Genomic DNA, 18,687 nt, shown 5'->3' on the forward strand with positions numbered 1-18,687 from the left:
CATCCGTAGCTCAGCTGGATAGAGTACTCGGCTACGAACCGAGCGGTCGGAGGTTCGAATCCTCCCGGATGCACCATCCCTTCTGTTATTCCCTTCGATGTTTAGTTCTTAATCACTCTCGTAGTTATCACTTCTCAATCAGCGACAAAAACCCCCTTTTACGATAAAGTAATGCTTTGTTAATCGTTTAGCGAGAGCACGATGTACGCACAGTATGACGGTTTGATCTTCGACATGGATGGCACCATCCTGGATACTGAACCCACGCATCGTCAAGCCTGGACCGAGGTCCTTGGCCGCTACGGCATGCGTTTCGACCTTCAGGCGATGATTGCCCTCAACGGATCCCCAACCTGGCGTATTGCGCAGGCCGTGATTGAACTGAATCAGGCCGATCTCGACCCACACCTTCTCGCGCGTGAAAAAACCGATGCGGTAAAAGCCATGCTTTTAGATACCGTACGCCCTCTGCCACTGATTGATGTGGTAAAAGAGTGGCACGGGCGTCGCCCGATGTCTGTCGGGACGGGCAGCGAGAGCGCGATAGCAGAAGCGTTGCTCAACCATCTTGGCCTGCGCCACTATTTTTCTGCCGTGGTGGCCGCCGATCATGTTAAAAATCACAAGCCCGCGCCGGACACCTTCCTGCTTTGCGCAGAATTAATGGGCGTACCGGCGGCAAAATGCGTCGTGTTTGAAGATGCCGACTTCGGTATTCAGGCCGCGCGTGATGCCGGAATGGCGGCGGTGGATGTGCGCTTACTGTGAGTGACGCGCTGTCACTTGCCTCATTATTCGCCAGCAGTTTTCTAAGCGCCACGCTGTTACCGGGAAATTCGGAAGTGGTACTGGTGGCGATGCTGTTGTCCGGCGTGAGTCAGCCCTGGCTGCTTGTATTAATAGCAACAATGGGTAATAGCCTTGGAGGGCTGACTAACGTTATTCTTGGGCGTTTCTTTCCGCTGCGCGAAAAATCGCGCTGGCAGGAAAAGGCAGTCGGCTGGCTAAAACGCTATGGCGCTGCCACGCTGTTATTAAGCTGGATGCCTGTAATAGGCGATTTACTGTGTCTGCTGGCGGGATGGATGCGCATCTCCTGGGGACCGGTGCTCTTTTTTTTGTGCCTTGGCAAGGCGTTGCGCTATGTTCTCGTGGCGTGGGCAACACTACAGGGTATGACGTGGTGGCACTAATTGGTGGAATGAATACGCGACCTTCAATCGTCAACCATTACAATTATGCTGAGTAACATTACTTTGACAGGCGGGAGGTCAATTTGATCCCGGACGTATCTCAGGCGCTGGCCTGGCTGGAAAACCACCCTCAGGCTCTGAAGGGTATTCAGCGTGGTCTTGAGCGTGAAACGCTGCGCGTTAACGCGGACGGTAGCTTAGCGACGACGGGTCACCCGAAGGCGTTAGGCTCGGCGCTGACACATAAATGGATCACAACCGATTTCGCTGAAGCGCTGCTGGAGTTCATTACGCCGGTGGACGGCGATATTGATCATATGCTGACGATCCTGCGCGACATCCATCGCTACACCGCGCGCAATCTCGGCGATGAACGTATGTGGCCGCTCAGCATGCCGTGCTATATCGAGCAGGGCCAGGAGATTGAGCTGGCGCAGTACGGCACGTCAAACATTGGTCGGCTGAAAACGCTCTATCGCGAAGGTCTTAAAAATCGCTACGGCGCGCTGATGCAGACGATCTCTGGCGTGCATTACAATTTCTCTTTGCCGATGGCGTTCTGGCAGGCGAAGGGGGGAGAAACGGATAAAGAAGCGATCTCCGCCGGTTATTTCCGTCTGATCCGCAACTATTACCGTTTTGGCTGGGTGATTCCGTATCTGTTTGGCGCGTCGCCTGCCATTTGTTCATCGTTCCTGCAGGGGAAACCGACCACGCTGCCGTTCGAAAAAACCGAGTGCGGCATGTACTATCTTCCGTACGCGACTTCTCTGCGCATGAGCGATCTGGGCTATACCAATAAATCGCAAAGCAATCTCGGTATTACGTTTAACGAATTGCACGAATATGTGGCAGGATTGAAGCGGGCGATTAAAACTCCGTCGGAAGAGTACGCGAAAATCGGCCTCGAAAAAGACGGAAAGCGCCTGCAAATCAACAGCAACGTATTGCAGATTGAAAACGAACTGTATGCGCCAATTCGTCCGAAGCGCGTGACGCGCAGCGGTGAAACGCCGTCGGATGCGCTGCAGCGCGGCGGCATTGAATACATTGAAGTGCGCTCGCTGGACATCAACCCGTTCTCACCGATTGGCGTTGACGAGCAGCAGGTTCGCTTCCTGGATCTGTTTATGGTCTGGTGCGCGCTGGCGGATGCGCCGGAAATGAGTTCAGACGAACTGCTTTGTACGCGCACGAACTGGAACCGCGTGATTCTGGAAGGCCGTAAACCGGGTCTGACGCTGGGTATTGGCTGCGAAACAGCGCAGTTCCCGCTGGCTAAGGTTGGTAAGGATCTGTTCCGTGACCTGAAGCGTGTTGCCCGCACCCTGGACAGCATCGACGGCGGCGACGCGTATCAACAGATTTGCGACCAGCTGGTGGAATGCTTTGATAACCCGGAACTGACGTTCTCTGCGCGCATTTTGCGCACCATGATCGAGCAGGGGATTGGCGGCACGGGGCGTTCACTCTCAGCGGAGTACCGTGAGATGCTGATACAGGAGCCGTTAGAGATCCTGAGCGAAGCGGATTTTGTCGCGGAGCGCGACGCGTCCCTGGTGCGTCAGAAAGAGGTTGAAGCGGCGGATACGGAGTCGTTTGAGGCGTTTCTGGCGAAGCAGGCTTAAGCAGAAAAGAAAAAGGCCACATCGCTGTGGCCAAAATATACATCTCTGAATTCAGGGATGATGATAACAAATGCGCGTCTTTCATATACTCAGACGTGCATTCTGTAGAAGAGTTCAGTTTATTTTAAAAAAAATCACTATCGGAGGTGACGTATGCCGTTATTAGATAGCTTTACTGTCGACCATACCCGTATGGAAGCACCTGCAGTCCGCGTGGCGAAGACCATGCACACCCCGCACGGCGACACGATCACCGTCTTCGATCTGCGCTTCTGCGTGCCGAATAAAGAAGTGATGCCGGAGAAAGGCATTCACACCCTGGAACACCTGTTCGCCGGTTTCATGCGTGACCACCTGAACGGCAACGGCGTTGAGATCATCGACATCTCTCCGATGGGCTGCCGTACCGGCTTCTACATGAGCCTGATTGGTCAGCCTGAAGAGAAACGCGTCGCCGATGCGTGGAAAGCGGCGATGGAAGACGTGCTGAAAGTGAAAGAGCAGAACCAGATCCCTGAGCTGAACGTTTACCAGTGCGGCACTTACCAGATGCACTCTCTGGAAGAAGCCCAGGAAATTGCCCGTCACATCATCGAGCGTGACGTTCGCGTAAACAGCAACGAAGAGCTGGCCCTGCCAAAAGAAAAACTGCAGGAGCTGCACATCTAGTATTGTGCCTGTGGATGCCCGGTGGCGCTTCGCTGGCCGGGCCTACAATCCTCATGACGACAACCACCACCTTCTCCTTTACCCATCGCCCGCTTGTGCCGTTTTCGCATGATTATGCTCATGGCGATAGCGAGCCGTGGCATGAGCACGACTGCGCGCAGCTGCTGCACAGCCTGACGGGCGTCGTGCGGGTCGATACCGCATCCGGCTGCTGGGTAGTGCCGCCCGGGCGCGGCGTCTGGCTACCGGCGGGAACACAGCACTCGCTTCGCATCACCGGCAACGTTGCAGCCCGCACGCTGTTTATCGATCCGCTGGCGCGAGCCGATCTCCCGGCGACCTGTCAGATCGTGCAGATCTCCCCGCTGCTGCGCGAGCTGATCCTCACCTCCCTGACGCTACCTGAGTCGTACTCGCCGGGAAGCCGTGACGAGCGCGTGTATGAGCTCATTCTGGATGAAATTCGCATCATGCCGGTGCTGCCGTTTCACCTGCCGGAGCCGGAAAGTGAAGCGTTACGCCAGCTGTGTCGACAGGTCCGTCAGTTACCAGGTGAAAGCTGGAGCGGTCAACAGAGCGCGAGCTTGCTCGGCATGAGCGAGCGTACGCTGAACCGCCATTTTCAGCAGCAGACCGGGTTAAGCTACGGCGAGTGGGTGAGAAGGGCGCGCCTGCTGGAAGCCTTAGTGCGGCTGGCGCAGGGCCAGCCGGTGCTGCGCGTGGCGCTGGATCTGGGATACGGCAGCCACAGCGCCTTTACGGCGATGTTCCGCCGGGCGATGGGTATCTCTCCCAGCGATTACTTTAAGAACGACTAACCGCGTTAAACAGCGCCTGAAGCGACGCGCGCGCCACGTCGCTGTCAATGCCCACGCCCCAGCTGCTGGTGCCGTCCTGGAACAGGCAGCGGATATAGGCCACCGAACGGCTGTCGCTGCGTTCGCCCAGCGTATGTTCGTGATAATCCTTAATCACAAACGGCGCGTTGACCCAGCGGCTCAGGCCCTGCGCGGCAGCGGAGAGCAGACCGTTGCCCTGACCCTCCAGCTGGCGCGTTCCCCCCTGCGTGACGACGCTTGCCGTCAGCCGCAGCTGGCCGTCCTGCTGGCCGTCGCTGCGGTAGGATTGCAACGCCAGCTGCGGGGTCGTTACCAGCCCGTAGCGGGTGCGGAATAGCTTCCACAGCGCGTTCTGCGTCATTTCTTTCCCGTGGCGATCCGTTTCCTGCTGCACGTGCTGGCTAAAATCCTGCTGCAGAGCGCGGGGCAGCTTCAGGCCGTGGTTTTGCTCAATAAGCCAGGCGCTGCCGCTTTTTCCTGACTGGCTGTTCACGCGGATCACCGCTTCGTAGGTGCAGCCGATGTCCTGCGGATCGACGGGCAGATAGGGCATCTCCCAGCGATCGCCAGGCCTGCGGGCATCAAAGCCTTTCTTAATGGCGTCCTGGTGCGAGCCGGAGAAGGCGGTATAGGCCAGCCGTCCTGCCCACGGATGGCGCGGATGGACAGGCAACTGGTTGCAGGCCTCTACCGTTTCGACCACCCGATTCATATCGCTAAAGTCCAGATTGGGACTAATGCCCTGGCTGTAGAGGTTCATCGCCAGCGTTACCAGGCAAACGTTGCCCGTGCGTTCGCCGTTGCCAAAAAGGCAGCCCTCTACGCGGTCGGCCCCGGCCATCACCGCCAGCTCCGCGCTGGCGACGCCCGTTCCGCGGTCGTTATGCGGATGCACGCTGATGCACACGTTGCGGCGGCGGCTGAAGTGGCGGCAGAAATACTCGATCTGGTCGGCATAGACGTTCGGCGTACTGACCTCGACGGTAGCGGGTAAGTTGATCACCATTGGCCGTTCATCGCACGGCTGCCAGATCTCCGCCACGGCTTCACAAATCTCCAGCGCAAACTCCGGCTCGGTAAAGCAGAAAGTTTCCGGGGAGTACTCGTACTGCCAGCGGGTTTCAGGGTTCTCTTCACAAAGCTGGCGGATAAGCCGTGTGGCGCGGGTGGCCAGCTCGACGATCTGCGCTTTCTCCATACCGAACACCAGGCGGCGGAACAGCGGGGCGGTGGCGTTATACAGGTGGACGGTGGCCTGCTTCGCGCCGTGCAGGGATTCAAAAGTACGATGGATGAGATCTTCCCGCGCCTGTGTTAACACCTGAATCGTGACGTCATCCGGAATGCGGTTCTCTTCGATAAGCTGGCGGACAAAGTTGAAGTCGGTCTGCGAGGCGGACGGGAAGGCGACCTCAATCTCTTTAAATCCGCAGCCCAGCAGCAAATCCCAGAACTGCAGCTTGCGCGCGCTGTCCATCGGCTCGGCAAGCGCCTGGTTGCCGTCGCGTAAGTCTGTCGAGAGCCAGCGCGGCGCGCGGGTGATGGTCTGCTCCGGCCAGCGGCGGTCGGGCAATGAAACGGTGGGATAAGGCTGGTATTTGTCGGCGGGTGTGTTCAGCATGATGCGCTCCTGTTGTCTTTTCACTATCGTGAATTGATTTCAGGAGCGCTGCTTTATCGAAACTGACAATCGCTGTCGCGTTCTGGACAACGCGAATTAGTGCGCCCCTCCGCCGCCGCCACCGGCGCCAAACGGCGGTCTGGCAAACCACACCAGCCCCAGCAGGACGATGAAGATCCCCGCAGATATCCAGAAAATCTCGTTGGCCGAGATAATTAGCCCCTGGTTGGTGATCTGCTGGGCAATCCAGCCGGACGCCTGCTGCTCCGTCATCCCCATTCCCTGAAGCTGGTTGTACATTTCGCGGGAGTTCGGGTTGAACGGGTTCACCGCTTCGGTCAGCTGGGCGTGGTGCATCGATTCACGGTTGGTCCACAGGGTGGTGGTGATCGACGTCCCGATAGAGCCCGCCAGCGTACGGGTGAAGTTCGACAGGCTCGACGCGGCCGCCAGACGCTCAGGCGGTAAGCCAGAGAGCGTGATGGTGGTCAGCGGCATAAAGAAGCACGCCACCGCGAAGCCCTGAATGAACTGTGGCCACGCCGAGGCGCCAAAGTCCATTCCCGGCTCAAAGGTGTACGCGCGCCAGTAGAAGCACACGGCGTACATAATGAAGCTGAACGTCACCAGCCGACGCATGTCGAGCTTGTGGGCGAAGCGGCCAATAATCGGCGACAGCAGAACCGGGATCACCCCAACGGGCGCTGAGGCCAGACCCGCCCAGGTCGCGGTATAGCCATACACCTCCTGCAACAGCTGCGGCAGCAGAACAATCGCGCCGAAGTAGAGCATATAGGCGAGGCTGATACACAGGCAGCCGATGGTGAAGTTTCGCGATTTGAAGAGCGAGAGATCGACAATCGGGTTGTCGTCCGTCAGCTCCCAGACAATCAGGAAGCTTATCGACACCACCGCGACAATGGTCAGGATGATGATCTCCTGCGAGTTGAACCAGTCGAGCTCTTTACCGCGGTCGAGCATGATCTGCAGACTGCCGATACCCAGGATCAGCAGCGCCAGCCCGATGCTGTCGATACGGCGCTGTTCGGTGCGCGTCTCTCGTCCCCGCAGCGACTGCAGCGTCATCAATACCACGACGGCGCCAATCGGTACGTTGATAAAGAAGATCCAGCCCCAGTGGTAGTTATCGCTGATGTACCCGCCCAGAATTGGTCCGCAGATAGGCGCAACGATAACGGTCATTGACCATAGCGCCAGCGCGACCGAACGTTTTGCTGGGGGGTAGTTGCTCAGCAGCAAACTCTGCGACAGCGGGATCAGCGGCCCGGCGACAATCCCCTGAATGACGCGGAAGAAAATCAGCATCGTCAGGCTGCTGGACATGCCGCACGCCCAGGAGGCAAGAACAAACGCTACCGTGGACCAGAGGAACAGCTTCACCTCACCGACGCGCTTCGCCAGCCAGCCGGTGATAGGGATGGAGATGGCGTTTGCCACCCCAAACGAAGTAATGACCCAGGTCCCCTGGCTCAGCGACGAGCCAAGGTTGCCGGCGATGGTTGGGATCGCCACGTTTGCGATGGTGGAGTCCAGCACCTGCATGAATGTCGCCAGCGACAGCGCAATGGTCATAATGACCAGCTGCGCGCCTTCCAGCGGTTTTTGCGGCTTTTGCTGTTGCATAACGCTCACCTTCGGATTAACCGGCGTTTGCCTTCACGATGTCATCGATCAGTTTGTTGACCGGATCGAGGCTAATTTCACGGGCGTTACTTTCATAAACCGGGCTGCTACGCACCTGGCTTGCCAGGATCTGACCGTCGCGGTTGGCGGTATCGACCGTCACAAGCGTTGAGAGGCCGATACGCAGCGGGTGATCCGCCAGCTGTTTGGCATCCAGCTCGATACGCACGGGCAGACGCTGAACCACTTTGATCCAGTTACCGGTGGCGTTTTGCGCAGGCAACAGGGAGAAGGCGCTGCCGGTCCCCATATCCAGACCCACCACTTTCCCGGTGTACTTCACGTCATCGCCATAGATATCACTGACCACGGTTGCGGTCTGGCCGATACGCATATGGGCGAGCTGCGTCTCTTTAAAGTTGGCGTCTACCCACAGGTTGTCTGCCGGCACGACCGCCATCAGCGGCGTGGTCGGGCTAATCTGCGCCCCTGGCTGGACGGAACGGCGGGAGACGTAGCCGGTCATCGGGCTGACGATTTTGGTACGCTGCAGGGCAAGCCATGCGTTGCGTACTTCAGTCGCCGCCTGTTGTACGGCGGGCTGGTTTTCGAGGCTGGTGCCGAGCACCATCGCCTGGTTGGCGTTGTACTGTTGAATCGCCACGTCCAGCTGTGCCTGGGCACTGGCAACCGCGTCGCGCGCGTGCTGCAGCTCTTCACGGCCAATCAGGTTAGCGGTGCCGAGCGGTACACGGCGGTTCAGGTCGCTCTGCGCCTGCGCGAGTGCGGTTTTCTGTACGTCGATGTTGGCCTGCAGCTGTTTACTGTTGATCATCAGCTGGCGGGTCTGACGGACGCTGGAGGCCAGCGCGGTCTGGGCTTTCTCAAAGGCCTGCTGGGCGTCGGTTGGATCGAGGGTCACCAACACATCGCCTTTTTGCACAAAGTCGGTATTGTCAGCCCAGACTTTCGTCACGCTGCCCGACACCTGCGCCATAATCTGTACCTGGTTCCCTGCCACGTATGCGTCGTCAGTCTCTTCTGCATGACGCAATACTAAAAACCAATAGATCCCATATGCCACGGCAATAATAATAAAGAGCAAGGTCAACAGAAGAAGGGCACTTTTACGTTTGCCTTTCTTATTGGCCAGTTGCTGCGGGGTAGTGCTCTCCGCATTTGCGCTCATTGTTGTTCTCCACGATCTTCTTATTTTCACATCGGCTGAGCCGACCTGTTGTCAGAAAGGCCAGCAGTGTGACGTGCTGGCCTGTCGGTTTTCTTATATAAATCTGGATTGTTGAGCGTGTCGTCGCGTTAGCGCAGCGCCTCAAGAACAGCGCCTTCTTCATCCATCTGGTCCAGACGGGTGAGCAGCTTGCGAGTGATATGCTCAAGCTGGTCGCGCTCGGAAGTACTGAGGGCAGACCAGAGTTTGTGCAGGCAATTGTGCTGAGGTGGCAGCACCTCACGCAGGAACTGGTGACCTTTATCGGTCAATTGCAGATGCAGGCAGCGGCGATCGTTATCGCTTTCACGGCGCTCAATCCAGCCGCGCTTTTCCAGCTCATCGGCAATACGGGTCGCATTGGTACGGGACGATCCCAGCGCGCAGCTCAGCTCAGAAGGCTGAATGCTATGGTTTTCCTGAGACTCCAGCGTAATCAACGCCATAAACAACGTCTCGTTAATCCCTTGAGCTTTCAGCATTTTATTACGATTTTCCAGCAGCTTACCCTGCATGTGCATGCACAGGCGGGTCAGCAGGATTTCCTGATACGGGAAGTCCTCATGACGACTGGCGCGGAATTTAAGCATTTGTTCAATGGGCGTAAACGAACTATCCATTTTGGGCATAACCTCATTAATTACAGCCGATATAGTAACGATGGTGACAAATAATGTAAATGAATTATTTGTGCGGTTATATCCGCCAAACGAATGCCACCATCAAAGAGCGCCGGGTAAGTCCGTGACCCGGTGAGCACAGAAAGCGTAGGGTATAAACCCGCTGAAGAGAGGATGTGGGGACGGGGGTCTGAACTATTCATGCCAATTGTAGATATGTCACCCACATTAAAATTTCTGGGATAAATGATTACGTTTACATTAACAGACTGCCGGGCCCCTTTACACCCTAAGAGGCCCAAAGCAATGTAAAACTTAATGAATTGCTTCCTGACGATGATAGCCGCGCCACCATACAACCAGGTTAAGCGCGGCGACGATTGCCCCTATCCCGCACACGCCTGACCAGCCGGCATGCTGCCACGCCGACGCTGATATTAACGAACCCGCCGCACCACCAATGAAGTAGCTGGTCATGTATCCGGCCGTGAGGCGGTTACGCGCCTCGGGCTTCACGCGGTAAATCACGGTCTGGTTGGTGATGTGCACACCCTGTACGGTGAGATCGAGCACCAGAATACCGACGATCAGCGCCAGCACCGAGACGTGCCCATACCAGATGGCCGCCCAGGAGAGCAGGAGCAAAATCAGTCCGGCTGTCGTGGTCATGTGCGATTTGCCTTTATCAGCCAGCCCGCCTGCCGGGCGAGCGCCCAATGCACCGGCAGCACCGGCCAGACCGAACAGACCAATCACCCCTTCGGAATAATTGAACGGCGGTGCTGCCAGCAGAAACGCCATCGACGTCCAGAGAATGCTGAAGTTGGCGAAGGTTAAACACCCCAGCAGAGCGCGGGTGCGCAGCAGTTTATCCTGCGTGAACAGGCTAAACACGGAGGCCAGAAGCTGCGGGTAATTCAGGTGGTTCTCCTGCTTCACCTTCGGCAGCCCGCGCCACAGCGCCAGCGCCATCACCACCATCAATACGCTCGCCACCCAGTAAACGGTGCGCCAGCCGCCGAGGCTTGCCAGCAGCCCGGCAACGGTTCGCGCCAGCAGAATGCCCAGCAGCAGGCCGCTCATGATAGTGCCGACCACTTTGCCGCGTTTTTCCGGCGAGGCGAGCGTTGCGGCGAGAGGCACCAGGATTTGCGCGACGACGGAGAAAAGCCCCGTTAGCGCGGTACCGACGATCATCATCGTCAGCGACTGGCTGCTGGCGGTGATCAGCATGCCGCCTGCCGCCAGAAGCGTCATAGAGACGATAAGCATCCGGCGCTCAAACATATCGCCCAATGGCACCAAGAACAGCAGCCCTGCCGCATAGCCGAGCTGCGCAGCGGTGACGATAAAGCCGGCGGAGCTGGCTGAAAGATCGAAGGCGCGTGCGATAGTATCAAGCAGAGGTTGTGCGTAATAGTTGCTGGCGACTGCCAGACCCGTTGCCACGGACATTAAAAGGATGAGTGCGGGGCTAAGCCCCTGAGATGTTTTTGTCATTAGTTTCAGGAATCGTGAGTTAAGTGATTATTTTTCCGGAAACCATAATAGCTAATGATTGTGAATGTTGGGGGATTGTTATGTGTGTGTTTGTGCGGTTAATCCCCTCACCCTAACCCTCTCCCCAGAGGGGTGTACGGTCCGGGGTGAGGGGTAAGGTTGTGTTGTGTTTTTACTTCTGCGCCGCAAGCGCCTCTTTCACCCAGCCATCAAACTGCTGCTGGTGGGCTTTGATCCAGCCATCCACGTGGCCTTTAACATCCGCCTCAGAGGATTTGCCCGCGTGCATCATCGCATTCTGGGCGTTGATGTCCGCCAGCGGCAGCTTCATCACCGAGAACAGCTTCGCCGCAGCCGGGTTTTTCTCCGCCCAGGCTTTGTTCGCCACGATGTGCATGGTGTTCACCGGGAAGCCATAGTTCATGCCGTTCGGCAGTTTGGTGTCGATATCTTTCTGCTCGCCCGGCAGGGAGGAGAAGGGCACCTGTAACCACACCACGTCTTTGCCCGGCTTCAGCACGTCGCTCACCCAGTACGGCGTCCAGGTGTAGTAGATCACCGGCTTGCCTTCTTTAAAGCGGGCAATGGTGTCGGCCATCATCGCGGAGTAGTTGCCGTGGCTCACGTCGACGGTTTTCGCCAGATCGAACGCTTTGTTCTGGTGGTTAATCACCGCTTCGCAGCCCCAGCCCGGCGAGCAGCCCATCATGTCGGCCTTTCCGTCACCGTTGGTGTCGAACAGTCTGGCGATCTTCGGATCTTTCAGCTGCTCAATATTGGTGATGTGGTACTTATCAGCGGTTTTCTTGTCGATCAGATAACCCTGCGCCGCGCCGGTCACGAAGGTGCCTTCGCGATAGAATTTCTTATCGCCACCTGCGGCGGCATACATGTCGTCATGCAGCGGCTGCCAGTTCACGGCGGTAAAGGTGGCATCACCGGAGGCAATCGAGGTGTAGCCCACGTTGTAATCCACTTCGCTCGGCGTGTTGACCGTATAGCCCAGCTTCTCCAGCGCGCGGCTGACGATCAGGGTCTGGAAGCTCTCTTCCGAAATGGTGCTCTGCACCGGCTGCACGGTAATGCCTTTGCCCGGCAGGTCAGCGGCAAACGCGCTGGTGGAGACAAGGGTGGCAAACGCTGTGGCAAAAAGTACGTTATGTCGCATCGTTGTTCCTTATTTTGTAAATGGGCGGGTCAGTAACCCGACAGGGCCGGTGGTGTACCAGCGACGGTTGCCGCGACTGCGTGAATCACGACCGACAGCCTGGGTCAGGCGGTCAAGGATAATGGCGAGGATCACAATCCCGACGCCGCCGACGGTCGCCAGCCCCATGTCGAGACGGCCAATACCGCGCAGCACCATCTGGCCGAGACCGCCAACGGCGATCATCGAGGCGATCACCACCATGGACAGTGCCAGCATCAGCGTCTGGTTAACGCCCGCCATAATGGTCGGCATCGCCAGCGGAAGCTGAACCTTAAACAGCATCTGACGCGGGCTGGCGCCGAACGAGCGCGAGGCCTCAATCAGATCCGCAGGCACCTGGTTAATGCCCAGGATCGTCAGGCGAATAATCGGCGGCAGGGCGAAGATAATGGTCACCACCACGCCCGGCACGTTACCGATGCCGAACAGCATCACGATAGGCACCAGATAGACGAACGCCGGGGTGGTCTGCATCGCATCCAGCAGGGGACGAATAATCTTCGCCGCCCGCGGGCTGCGCGCCAGCCAGATCCCCATCGGCAGGCCGATGACAATGCAGAAGAGCAGGGCGGTCAGCACCAGCGCCAGGGTAATCATCGCCTGAGACCACGCGCCAATCGCGCCGATGGCAATCAGGGAGATCAGCGTGGCGACGCCCATACCCGCGCTACCGAATTGCCATGCGATCAGCGAGAACAGGATTATCGCCACGGGCGCCGGCATGCCCAGCATCAGCTGCTGGAAGCCGTTCAGGATGTAATCCACCGGGATGCGGATCCCCTGGAACACCGGGCGGAAATGGGTAACGACCCAGTCGATCCCCTCTGTCACCCAGCTGTCCAGCGGGATCAGCGTCTTGTGGAACGGATCCATAATATTGAAATGCTCTGGCGCAGGCGCGGGTGCGCTGTTGAGCCAGTCCGCCGCGCCGCCGCCGTCGGCAGGTGCGGGTGTGGAACCCCACGCATCGGCAGATTGCGCCGCGCTGTCCGCAGCTTCAGTGGTACCCCATGGGTTTGATTGATCAGCCATTGTTTGCCCCCTCGCGATCTAAAGCCTGTAGCAGCATCCGTTTTGAGATGATGCCAACGTACTGTTGTTCTTCACCGACAACCGGCACGGCGCAAGGCGCCTGACCCACGTGAGAGAGCAACTCGCTAAGCGGCGTTTCGGCATCCACGGCAAGCGGAGCGTCAATCAACGCCGCATCGATTCCCTGGTTTTCGCTCAGGGCGTTTTTCAGAGAGTCGATGGAGACAACGCCGACAAATTTATTGCCGCGTTCAACCAGATAACCGTATTCACGGTCTTCATCCTGCAACAGCTTCAGCGCGGAGCGCGGGCCGAAGCCTGGCGTTTTTCGAATAATGCCGTTTGGCGTTCGGCGGGCAATATCTTTCGCGCTAAATACTTGGCTAATATCCACGCCGCGGAAGAAGGTACGCACGTAATCATTCGCCGGATTATTCAGAATTTCATCCGGCGTGCCGACCTGCACCACTTCGCCATTTTGCATAATGGCAATGCGGTCGCCAATACGCATGGCTTCATCGAGATCGTGAGAAATAAAGACAATGGTGCGCTGGTGTTTGGCCTGTAATTTTACCAGCTCATCCTGCATCTCGGTGCGAATTAAAGGATCGAGGGCGGAGAAGGCTTCATCCATTAATAAAATGTCTGGATTAATGGCTAATGCGCGGGCTAATCCTACGCGCTGACGCATCCCGCCCGAAAGCTCGTCCGGGTACGCATGTGCATAATTTTCCAGCCCAACCTGACGCAGGGCGTCCATCGCTTTTTCCTGCCGTTCCTGCGCGGGCGTACCGGCTAATTCCATGCCGAAGGCGGTATTATCCAGCACCGTCATGTGCGGCATCAGCGCGAATGACTGGAATACCATCGCAATCTTCTTTCTGCGCACCTCGCGAAGCTCAGCGTCTGATATTCTGGCGATATCCACGCCATCAATCAGCACCTGTCCGCGGGTGGGTTCAATCAGGCGATTGAGAAGGCGAACCATAGTGGATTTACCCGAACCGGATAACCCCATGATGACAAAAATCTCGCCTTCTTCAATGGCCAGACTGGCGTCTTTAACGCCAAGCGACAGCCCGGTTTTTTCCAGAATTTGCTCTTTCGAAAGGCCTTTCTCAATATATTTGAATGCGCGCTGCGGGTGCTCGCCAAATATTTTATAAAGATTTTTCACTTCTAATTTAATTGCCATGCAATAGAGAGTGTCCTGTTATTTGTTTATGTCGATATGATTACCATGGTAAATTGTTAACGGGCATAACCCTAACATACTGAGAATCTGAGACAACCCTGAGTTGGCCTGACGCCGGAATTTTGCTGCAAGCGAAACGGCTGAATTTCCCATGAATAAAGGGCTGAGGGCGGTTTGAATTTTTCTCAATTTTTTGCTGCTGCGTCGGGAAATTCGCCTGAATCGGTGTGAATCAGGCGAATATGACGGGGAAATTACAGTGTAGTGCCTGGTGAAATAGTGGTGTGGAAATAATGAGATTTATATTTAATTAATGAACGTTAATTCATACATTAAAAATCCCAATCCTCATCTTCTGTCTCCACCGCTTTACCCATCACGTACGACGATCCGGACCCGGAGAAGAAATCGTGGTTTTCGTCCGCATTGGGCGACAGCGCCGCGAGGATTGCCGGGTTTACCTCCGCCATCTCCGGCGGGAAAAGCGCGTCGTAGCCCAGGTTCATCAGCGCTTTGTTCGCGTTGTAGCAGAGAAACGCTTTCACGTCCTCTTCCCAGCCCGTTCCAGCGTACAGCTCTTCGGTATAGCTCAACTCGTTGTCATACAGATCCATCAGCAAATCGAGGGCGAAACCTTTGAGTTCCTCGCGTTTTTCCGGGCTGACATTCTCCAGCCCTTTCTGATACTTATAGCCTATGTAATAACCGTGCACCGCCTCGTCACGGATAATGAGGCGAATCAAATCGGCGGTGTTGGTGAGCTTGCCCCGGCTCGACCAGTACATGGGCAGCCAGAAGCCGGAATAGAAGAGAAAGGATTCCAGGAACACGCTGGCGATCTTCTTCTTCAGCGGCTCGTCGGCGCGGTAATACTCCAGCACCAGCTCCGCCTTGCGCTGTAATGACGCGCTCTCTTCGCTCCAGGCGTAGGCCGCGTCCACGTCTTTGGTCTGGCACAGCGTCGAGAAAATCGAACTGTAGGAGCGGGCATGTACCGCCTCCATAAAGCTGATATTCGACATTACCGCCTCTTCGTGCGGCGTCAGCGCGTCGCTCATCAGAGCGGGTGCACCCACGGTATTCTGAATAGTGTCCAGCAGCGTCAGGCCGGTAAAGACGCGGATCGTCAGCTGCTGTTCGGCGTGGCTCAGCGTCTGCCAGGCTGGAATATCATTGGAGAGCGGCACCTTTTCCGGCAGCCAGAAGTTGCTGGTCAGGCGGTTCCACACCTCCAGGTCTTTATCGTCCTGAATCTTGTTCCAGTTAACGGCACTCACGCGTGACAGTTTCATCCTTTCTCCTTACAGCGCGCAGGACACGCAGCCTTCGATTTCGGTGCCTTCCAGCGCAAGCTGGCGCAGGCGAATGTAGTACAGCGTTTTGATGCCTTTCTTCCAGGCGTAAATCTGCGCTTTGTTGATATCCCGCGTGGTGGCGGTGTCCGGGAAGAAGAGCGTCAGCGACAGCCCCTGGTCAACGTGCTTCGTGGCCTCGGCGTAGGTATCAATGATTTTCTCCGGGCCGATCTCGTACGCGTCCTGGTACAGCGCCAGGTTCTCATTGGTCATAAACGGGGCAGGGTAGTAGACGCGTCCGGTTTTGCCTTCCTTACGAATCTCAATCTTCGACACGATCGGGTGAATGCTCGACGTGGCGTGGTTGATGTAGGAAATCGAACCGGTTGGCGGCACCGCCTGCAGGTTCTGGTTATAAATGCCGTAGCGCATCACGTCGTCGCGCAGCTGCTGCCACATCTCGCGCGTCGGCAGGGTAATGCCGGCGCGGTCAAACAGCGCGCGCACTTTTTCGGTTTTCGGCTGCCAGTCGCCTTCCAGATACTGGCTGAAATACGCCCCGCTGGCGTAGCGCGACTGCTCAAAGCCTGCGAACCGCTGGTTGCGCTCGCGCGCCAGCATCATTGAGGTATGCAGCGCATGCCAGGTGACGGTGTAGAAATAGAGATTCGTGAAATCCAGCCCTTCCGGGCTGCCGTAGGCGATGCCTTCCCGTGCCAGATAGCCGTGCAGGTTCATCTGCCCCAGGCCGATGGCGTGCGACGCGGCGTTGCCCGCCTCGATGGACGGCACGCTGCGGATGTGGCTCATGTCCGATACCGCCGTTAGCCCGCGAACGGCGGTCTCCACCGTGCGGCCAAAATCCGGCGAATCCATGGTGTGGGCAATATTGAGCGACCCGAGGTTGCAGGAGATATCTTTGCCGATCTCCGCGTAGTCCAGGTTTTCGTCGTAAGCGGAGGCGCTGTTGACCTGCAAAATTTCCGAGCACAGGTTGCTCATATTAATGCGCCCGGCAATCGGGTTGGCGCGGTTTACCGTATCCTCGTACATGATGTACGGATAGCCGGATTCAAACTGAATTTGCGCAAGCGTCTGGAAGAAATCGCGGGCGTTGATGTATTTCTTGCGGATGCGATCGTCTGCAACCAGCTCGTCATAAAGCTCGCTTATCGCCACGTCGCCAAACGCTTTGCCGTAGATCCGTTCAACGTCATACGGCGAGAAGAGCGCCATGTCGGCATTCTCTTTGGCCAGCTTAAACGTGATATCCGGGATCGTCACGCCGAGCGAGAGGGTTTTGATGCGGATTTTTTCGTCGGCGTTTTCACGTTTGGTATCCAGAAAACGCAGAATATCCGGGTGGTGCGCGTGCAGATAAACCGCGCCCGCACCCTGGCGTGCGCCAAGCTGGTTGGCGTAGGAGAAGGCATCTTCCAGCATCTTCATCACCGGAATGACGCCGGAAGACTGGTTTTCGATGCGTTTGATCGGCGCGCCCGCTTCCCGCAGGTTCGAGAGCAGAAACGCCACGCCGCCGCCGCGTTTGGAAAGCTGCAGCGCCGAGTTCACCGCACGGCCAATCGACTCCATATTGTCTTCGATGCGCAGCAGGAAGCAGGAGACCAGCTCGCCGCGCTGGGCTTTACCACAGTTGAGAAACGTCGGCGTGGCGGGCTGGAAGCGGCCGGAGAGGATCTCCTCCGTCAGCCGTTCAGCCAGCGCTTCATCGCCCTGGGCCAGCGTCAGGGCCACCATCACGGTGCGATCTTCAAAGCTTTCCAGGTAGCGTTTGCCGTCGAAGGTTTTCAGGGTGTAGCTGGTGTAATACTTCCATGCGCCAAGAAACGTCTGGAAGCGAAAACCGCTGGCGTGCGCACGTTCAAACAGTCTTACCACGAAGGGACGATCGTAGCGGGCCAGGACGCGCTCCTCGTAGTAGCCCTCGTTAACCAGATAGTCGAGACGTTCATTCTGGCTTGCAAACGTCACGCTGTTGGGCCGCACGTGGGCGGCGAAAAAAGCCTCTACCGCCTCGCGATCTTTGCCAAACTGAATGCGCCCCTCCCGGTCATAGAGGTTAAGCATCGCGTTTAATGCGTGGTAGTCCGGCGTCGCCTGAATTACCCGTTCTGCGGTTGTCGTTGCCAAAATTCGTTCACTCCTTTACGCACGTTTTCTACGTCCTGCTGTGTCCCCATCAGTTCAAAACGATAGAGATACGGCACGCCGCATTTTTGAGAGATGACATCCCCGGCGCGGCCAAAGGCATCGCCAAAATTACGATTGCCCGCCGCGATCACGCCCCGAATCAGTACCCGGTTATGAGGATCGTTCAGAAAGCGGATCACCTGGCGAGGTACTGCTCCTGCCGTACCGCCGCCGCCATAGCTGGGCACCACCAGAATGTAAGGTTCGTCTACCTGAATGCGCTCCCGCTCGTTGAGCGGAATACGCACCGCAGGCAGCCCGAGGCGCTCAATAAAGCGGAGCGTGTTTTCTGAGCTGCTGGAGAAGAAGACCAGCCCACTCATGCACGCGTGGCCTGAGCGCTCAGGCGATTAATCATGTCCGGGCGAAAGCCAGACCAGCTGGTATCACCGGCAATGACCACCGGAAGCTGACGAAATCCCTGTTCGCGCAGGGTATCCGCGGCATCGGGCACCAGGTCGATATTTACCATCTCAAACGCCACGCCGCGGCTCTCCATCGCCCGTTTGGTGGCGTGGCACTGAACACAATCGTTACGAGTGTAAATAATAATGCTCATGATTCGTATTTCCATTTAGAATGAGAAAACGGCGCGAGTTAACGCGTCATAGAGTGTGTGTCTTTCTTAAGGGAATACTAGATGTAGTCGAGAAAAGATTCAACCATACAAGATATGGGAAGTTCAGATTAATGTTGCCCTGATGATGAGCTCAGCGGGGCAGGGCGGGCTGTACGGGTTTTTCAGGATTACAGGCATAAAAAAGCCCCGGCGCCTGAGGCTACCGGGGTTGAGAATGCGGGC

Annotated in this window: 17 protein-coding genes; 5 read left to right on the forward strand and 12 right to left on the reverse strand. The window is 56.9% G+C overall.

What is annotated here, in order from left to right; all coding sequences use genetic code 11:
* The first annotated feature begins 201 nt into the window (after nt 1–201).
* From yqaB to HBA26_RS10590, 5 genes are all read left to right on the forward strand, one after another.
* Nucleotides 202–768: a fructose-1-phosphate/6-phosphogluconate phosphatase gene (gene yqaB, locus HBA26_RS10570; protein ID WP_028014186.1), complete on the forward strand. Its 567-nt coding sequence runs from the start codon at nt 202–204 to the stop codon at nt 766–768.
* The gene (locus HBA26_RS10575; RefSeq protein WP_008499541.1) at nt 765–1,193 is read left to right on the forward strand and encodes a YqaA family protein; all 429 of its coding nucleotides are present in this window, start codon (nt 765–767) and stop codon (nt 1,191–1,193) included. The genes yqaB and HBA26_RS10575 overlap by 4 nt, the downstream gene beginning before the upstream one ends.
* An 83-nt stretch (nt 1,194–1,276) precedes the next feature.
* Nucleotides 1,277–2,821 (forward strand): glutamate--cysteine ligase, encoded by a 1,545-nt coding sequence (gshA, locus tag HBA26_RS10580; RefSeq protein WP_126344971.1) that lies wholly within the window; start codon nt 1,277–1,279, stop codon nt 2,819–2,821.
* Nucleotides 2,822–2,974: 153 nt separating this feature from the next.
* Nucleotides 2,975–3,490 (forward strand): S-ribosylhomocysteine lyase, encoded by a 516-nt coding sequence (gene luxS, locus HBA26_RS10585; RefSeq protein WP_008499539.1) that lies wholly within the window; start codon nt 2,975–2,977, stop codon nt 3,488–3,490.
* A 53-nt stretch (nt 3,491–3,543) separates the two neighbouring features.
* Nucleotides 3,544–4,308, forward strand: a complete 765-nt coding sequence (locus tag HBA26_RS10590; RefSeq protein WP_045260898.1) for a helix-turn-helix transcriptional regulator — start codon at nt 3,544–3,546, stop codon at nt 4,306–4,308.
* Here the strand turns inward: HBA26_RS10590 and leuA are convergent.
* The 12 genes from leuA to nrdH form a co-directional block, all read right to left on the reverse strand.
* Nucleotides 4,295–5,950 carry a 2-isopropylmalate synthase gene (leuA, locus tag HBA26_RS10595; protein ID WP_126344972.1) on the reverse strand — a complete coding sequence of 552 codons (1,656 nt, stop codon included), beginning with the start codon at nt 5,948–5,950 and terminating at the stop codon, nt 4,295–4,297. The two genes, HBA26_RS10590 and leuA, sit on opposite strands and share 14 nt — an antisense overlap.
* A gap of 96 nt (nt 5,951–6,046) precedes the next feature.
* Nucleotides 6,047–7,594, reverse strand: coding sequence for a multidrug efflux MFS transporter permease subunit EmrB (gene emrB / locus HBA26_RS10600; protein ID WP_126344973.1), 1,548 nt, complete (start codon nt 7,592–7,594; stop codon nt 6,047–6,049).
* Nucleotides 7,595–7,610: 16 nt separating this feature from the next.
* Nucleotides 7,611–8,783: a multidrug efflux MFS transporter periplasmic adaptor subunit EmrA gene (gene emrA, locus HBA26_RS10605; RefSeq protein WP_166720901.1), complete on the reverse strand. Its 1,173-nt coding sequence runs from the start codon at nt 8,781–8,783 to the stop codon at nt 7,611–7,613.
* A gap of 128 nt (nt 8,784–8,911) precedes the next feature.
* A complete protein-coding gene (gene mprA, locus HBA26_RS10610; protein WP_041911975.1) occupies nt 8,912–9,442 on the reverse strand; it encodes a transcriptional repressor MprA in 531 nt (176 codons plus the stop codon).
* A gap of 315 nt (nt 9,443–9,757) precedes the next feature.
* Nucleotides 9,758–10,942, reverse strand: a complete 1,185-nt coding sequence (locus tag HBA26_RS10615; protein WP_047367513.1) for an MFS transporter — start codon at nt 10,940–10,942, stop codon at nt 9,758–9,760.
* Nucleotides 10,943–11,114: 172 nt separating this feature from the next.
* Entirely contained in the window at nt 11,115–12,110 is a 996-nt protein-coding gene (gene proX / locus HBA26_RS10620; protein ID WP_045260894.1) for a glycine betaine/L-proline ABC transporter substrate-binding protein ProX, read from the reverse strand.
* 9 nt (nt 12,111–12,119) lie between these two features.
* Nucleotides 12,120–13,184 carry a glycine betaine/L-proline ABC transporter permease ProW gene (gene proW, locus HBA26_RS10625; protein ID WP_028014178.1) on the reverse strand — a complete coding sequence of 355 codons (1,065 nt, stop codon included), beginning with the start codon at nt 13,182–13,184 and terminating at the stop codon, nt 12,120–12,122.
* Nucleotides 13,177–14,379: a glycine betaine/L-proline ABC transporter ATP-binding protein ProV gene (gene proV / locus HBA26_RS10630; protein WP_126344974.1), complete on the reverse strand. Its 1,203-nt coding sequence runs from the start codon at nt 14,377–14,379 to the stop codon at nt 13,177–13,179. The genes proW and proV overlap by 8 nt, the downstream gene beginning before the upstream one ends.
* Before the next feature lie 332 nt (nt 14,380–14,711).
* The gene (gene nrdF / locus HBA26_RS10635; protein WP_126344975.1) at nt 14,712–15,671 is read right to left on the reverse strand and encodes a class 1b ribonucleoside-diphosphate reductase subunit beta; all 960 of its coding nucleotides are present in this window, start codon (nt 15,669–15,671) and stop codon (nt 14,712–14,714) included.
* 9 nt (nt 15,672–15,680) lie between these two features.
* Nucleotides 15,681–17,825: a class 1b ribonucleoside-diphosphate reductase subunit alpha gene (gene nrdE / locus HBA26_RS10640; RefSeq protein WP_126344976.1), complete on the reverse strand. Its 2,145-nt coding sequence runs from the start codon at nt 17,823–17,825 to the stop codon at nt 15,681–15,683.
* Entirely contained in the window at nt 17,798–18,208 is a 411-nt protein-coding gene (nrdI, locus tag HBA26_RS10645) for a class Ib ribonucleoside-diphosphate reductase assembly flavoprotein NrdI (protein ID WP_041908531.1), read from the reverse strand. Before nrdI ends, nrdE begins: the two co-directional genes overlap by 28 nt.
* Complete coding sequence (gene nrdH / locus HBA26_RS10650) at nt 18,205–18,444, reverse strand: glutaredoxin-like protein NrdH (protein WP_032644910.1); 240 nt, start codon at nt 18,442–18,444, stop codon at nt 18,205–18,207. The genes nrdI and nrdH overlap by 4 nt, the downstream gene beginning before the upstream one ends.
* Between the last annotated feature and the right edge of the window lie 243 nt (nt 18,445–18,687).

This window comes from Enterobacter sp. 725m/11, from assembly GCF_011683705.1.
Taxonomy (GTDB): Bacteria; Pseudomonadota; Gammaproteobacteria; order Enterobacterales; family Enterobacteriaceae; genus Enterobacter; species Enterobacter bugandensis.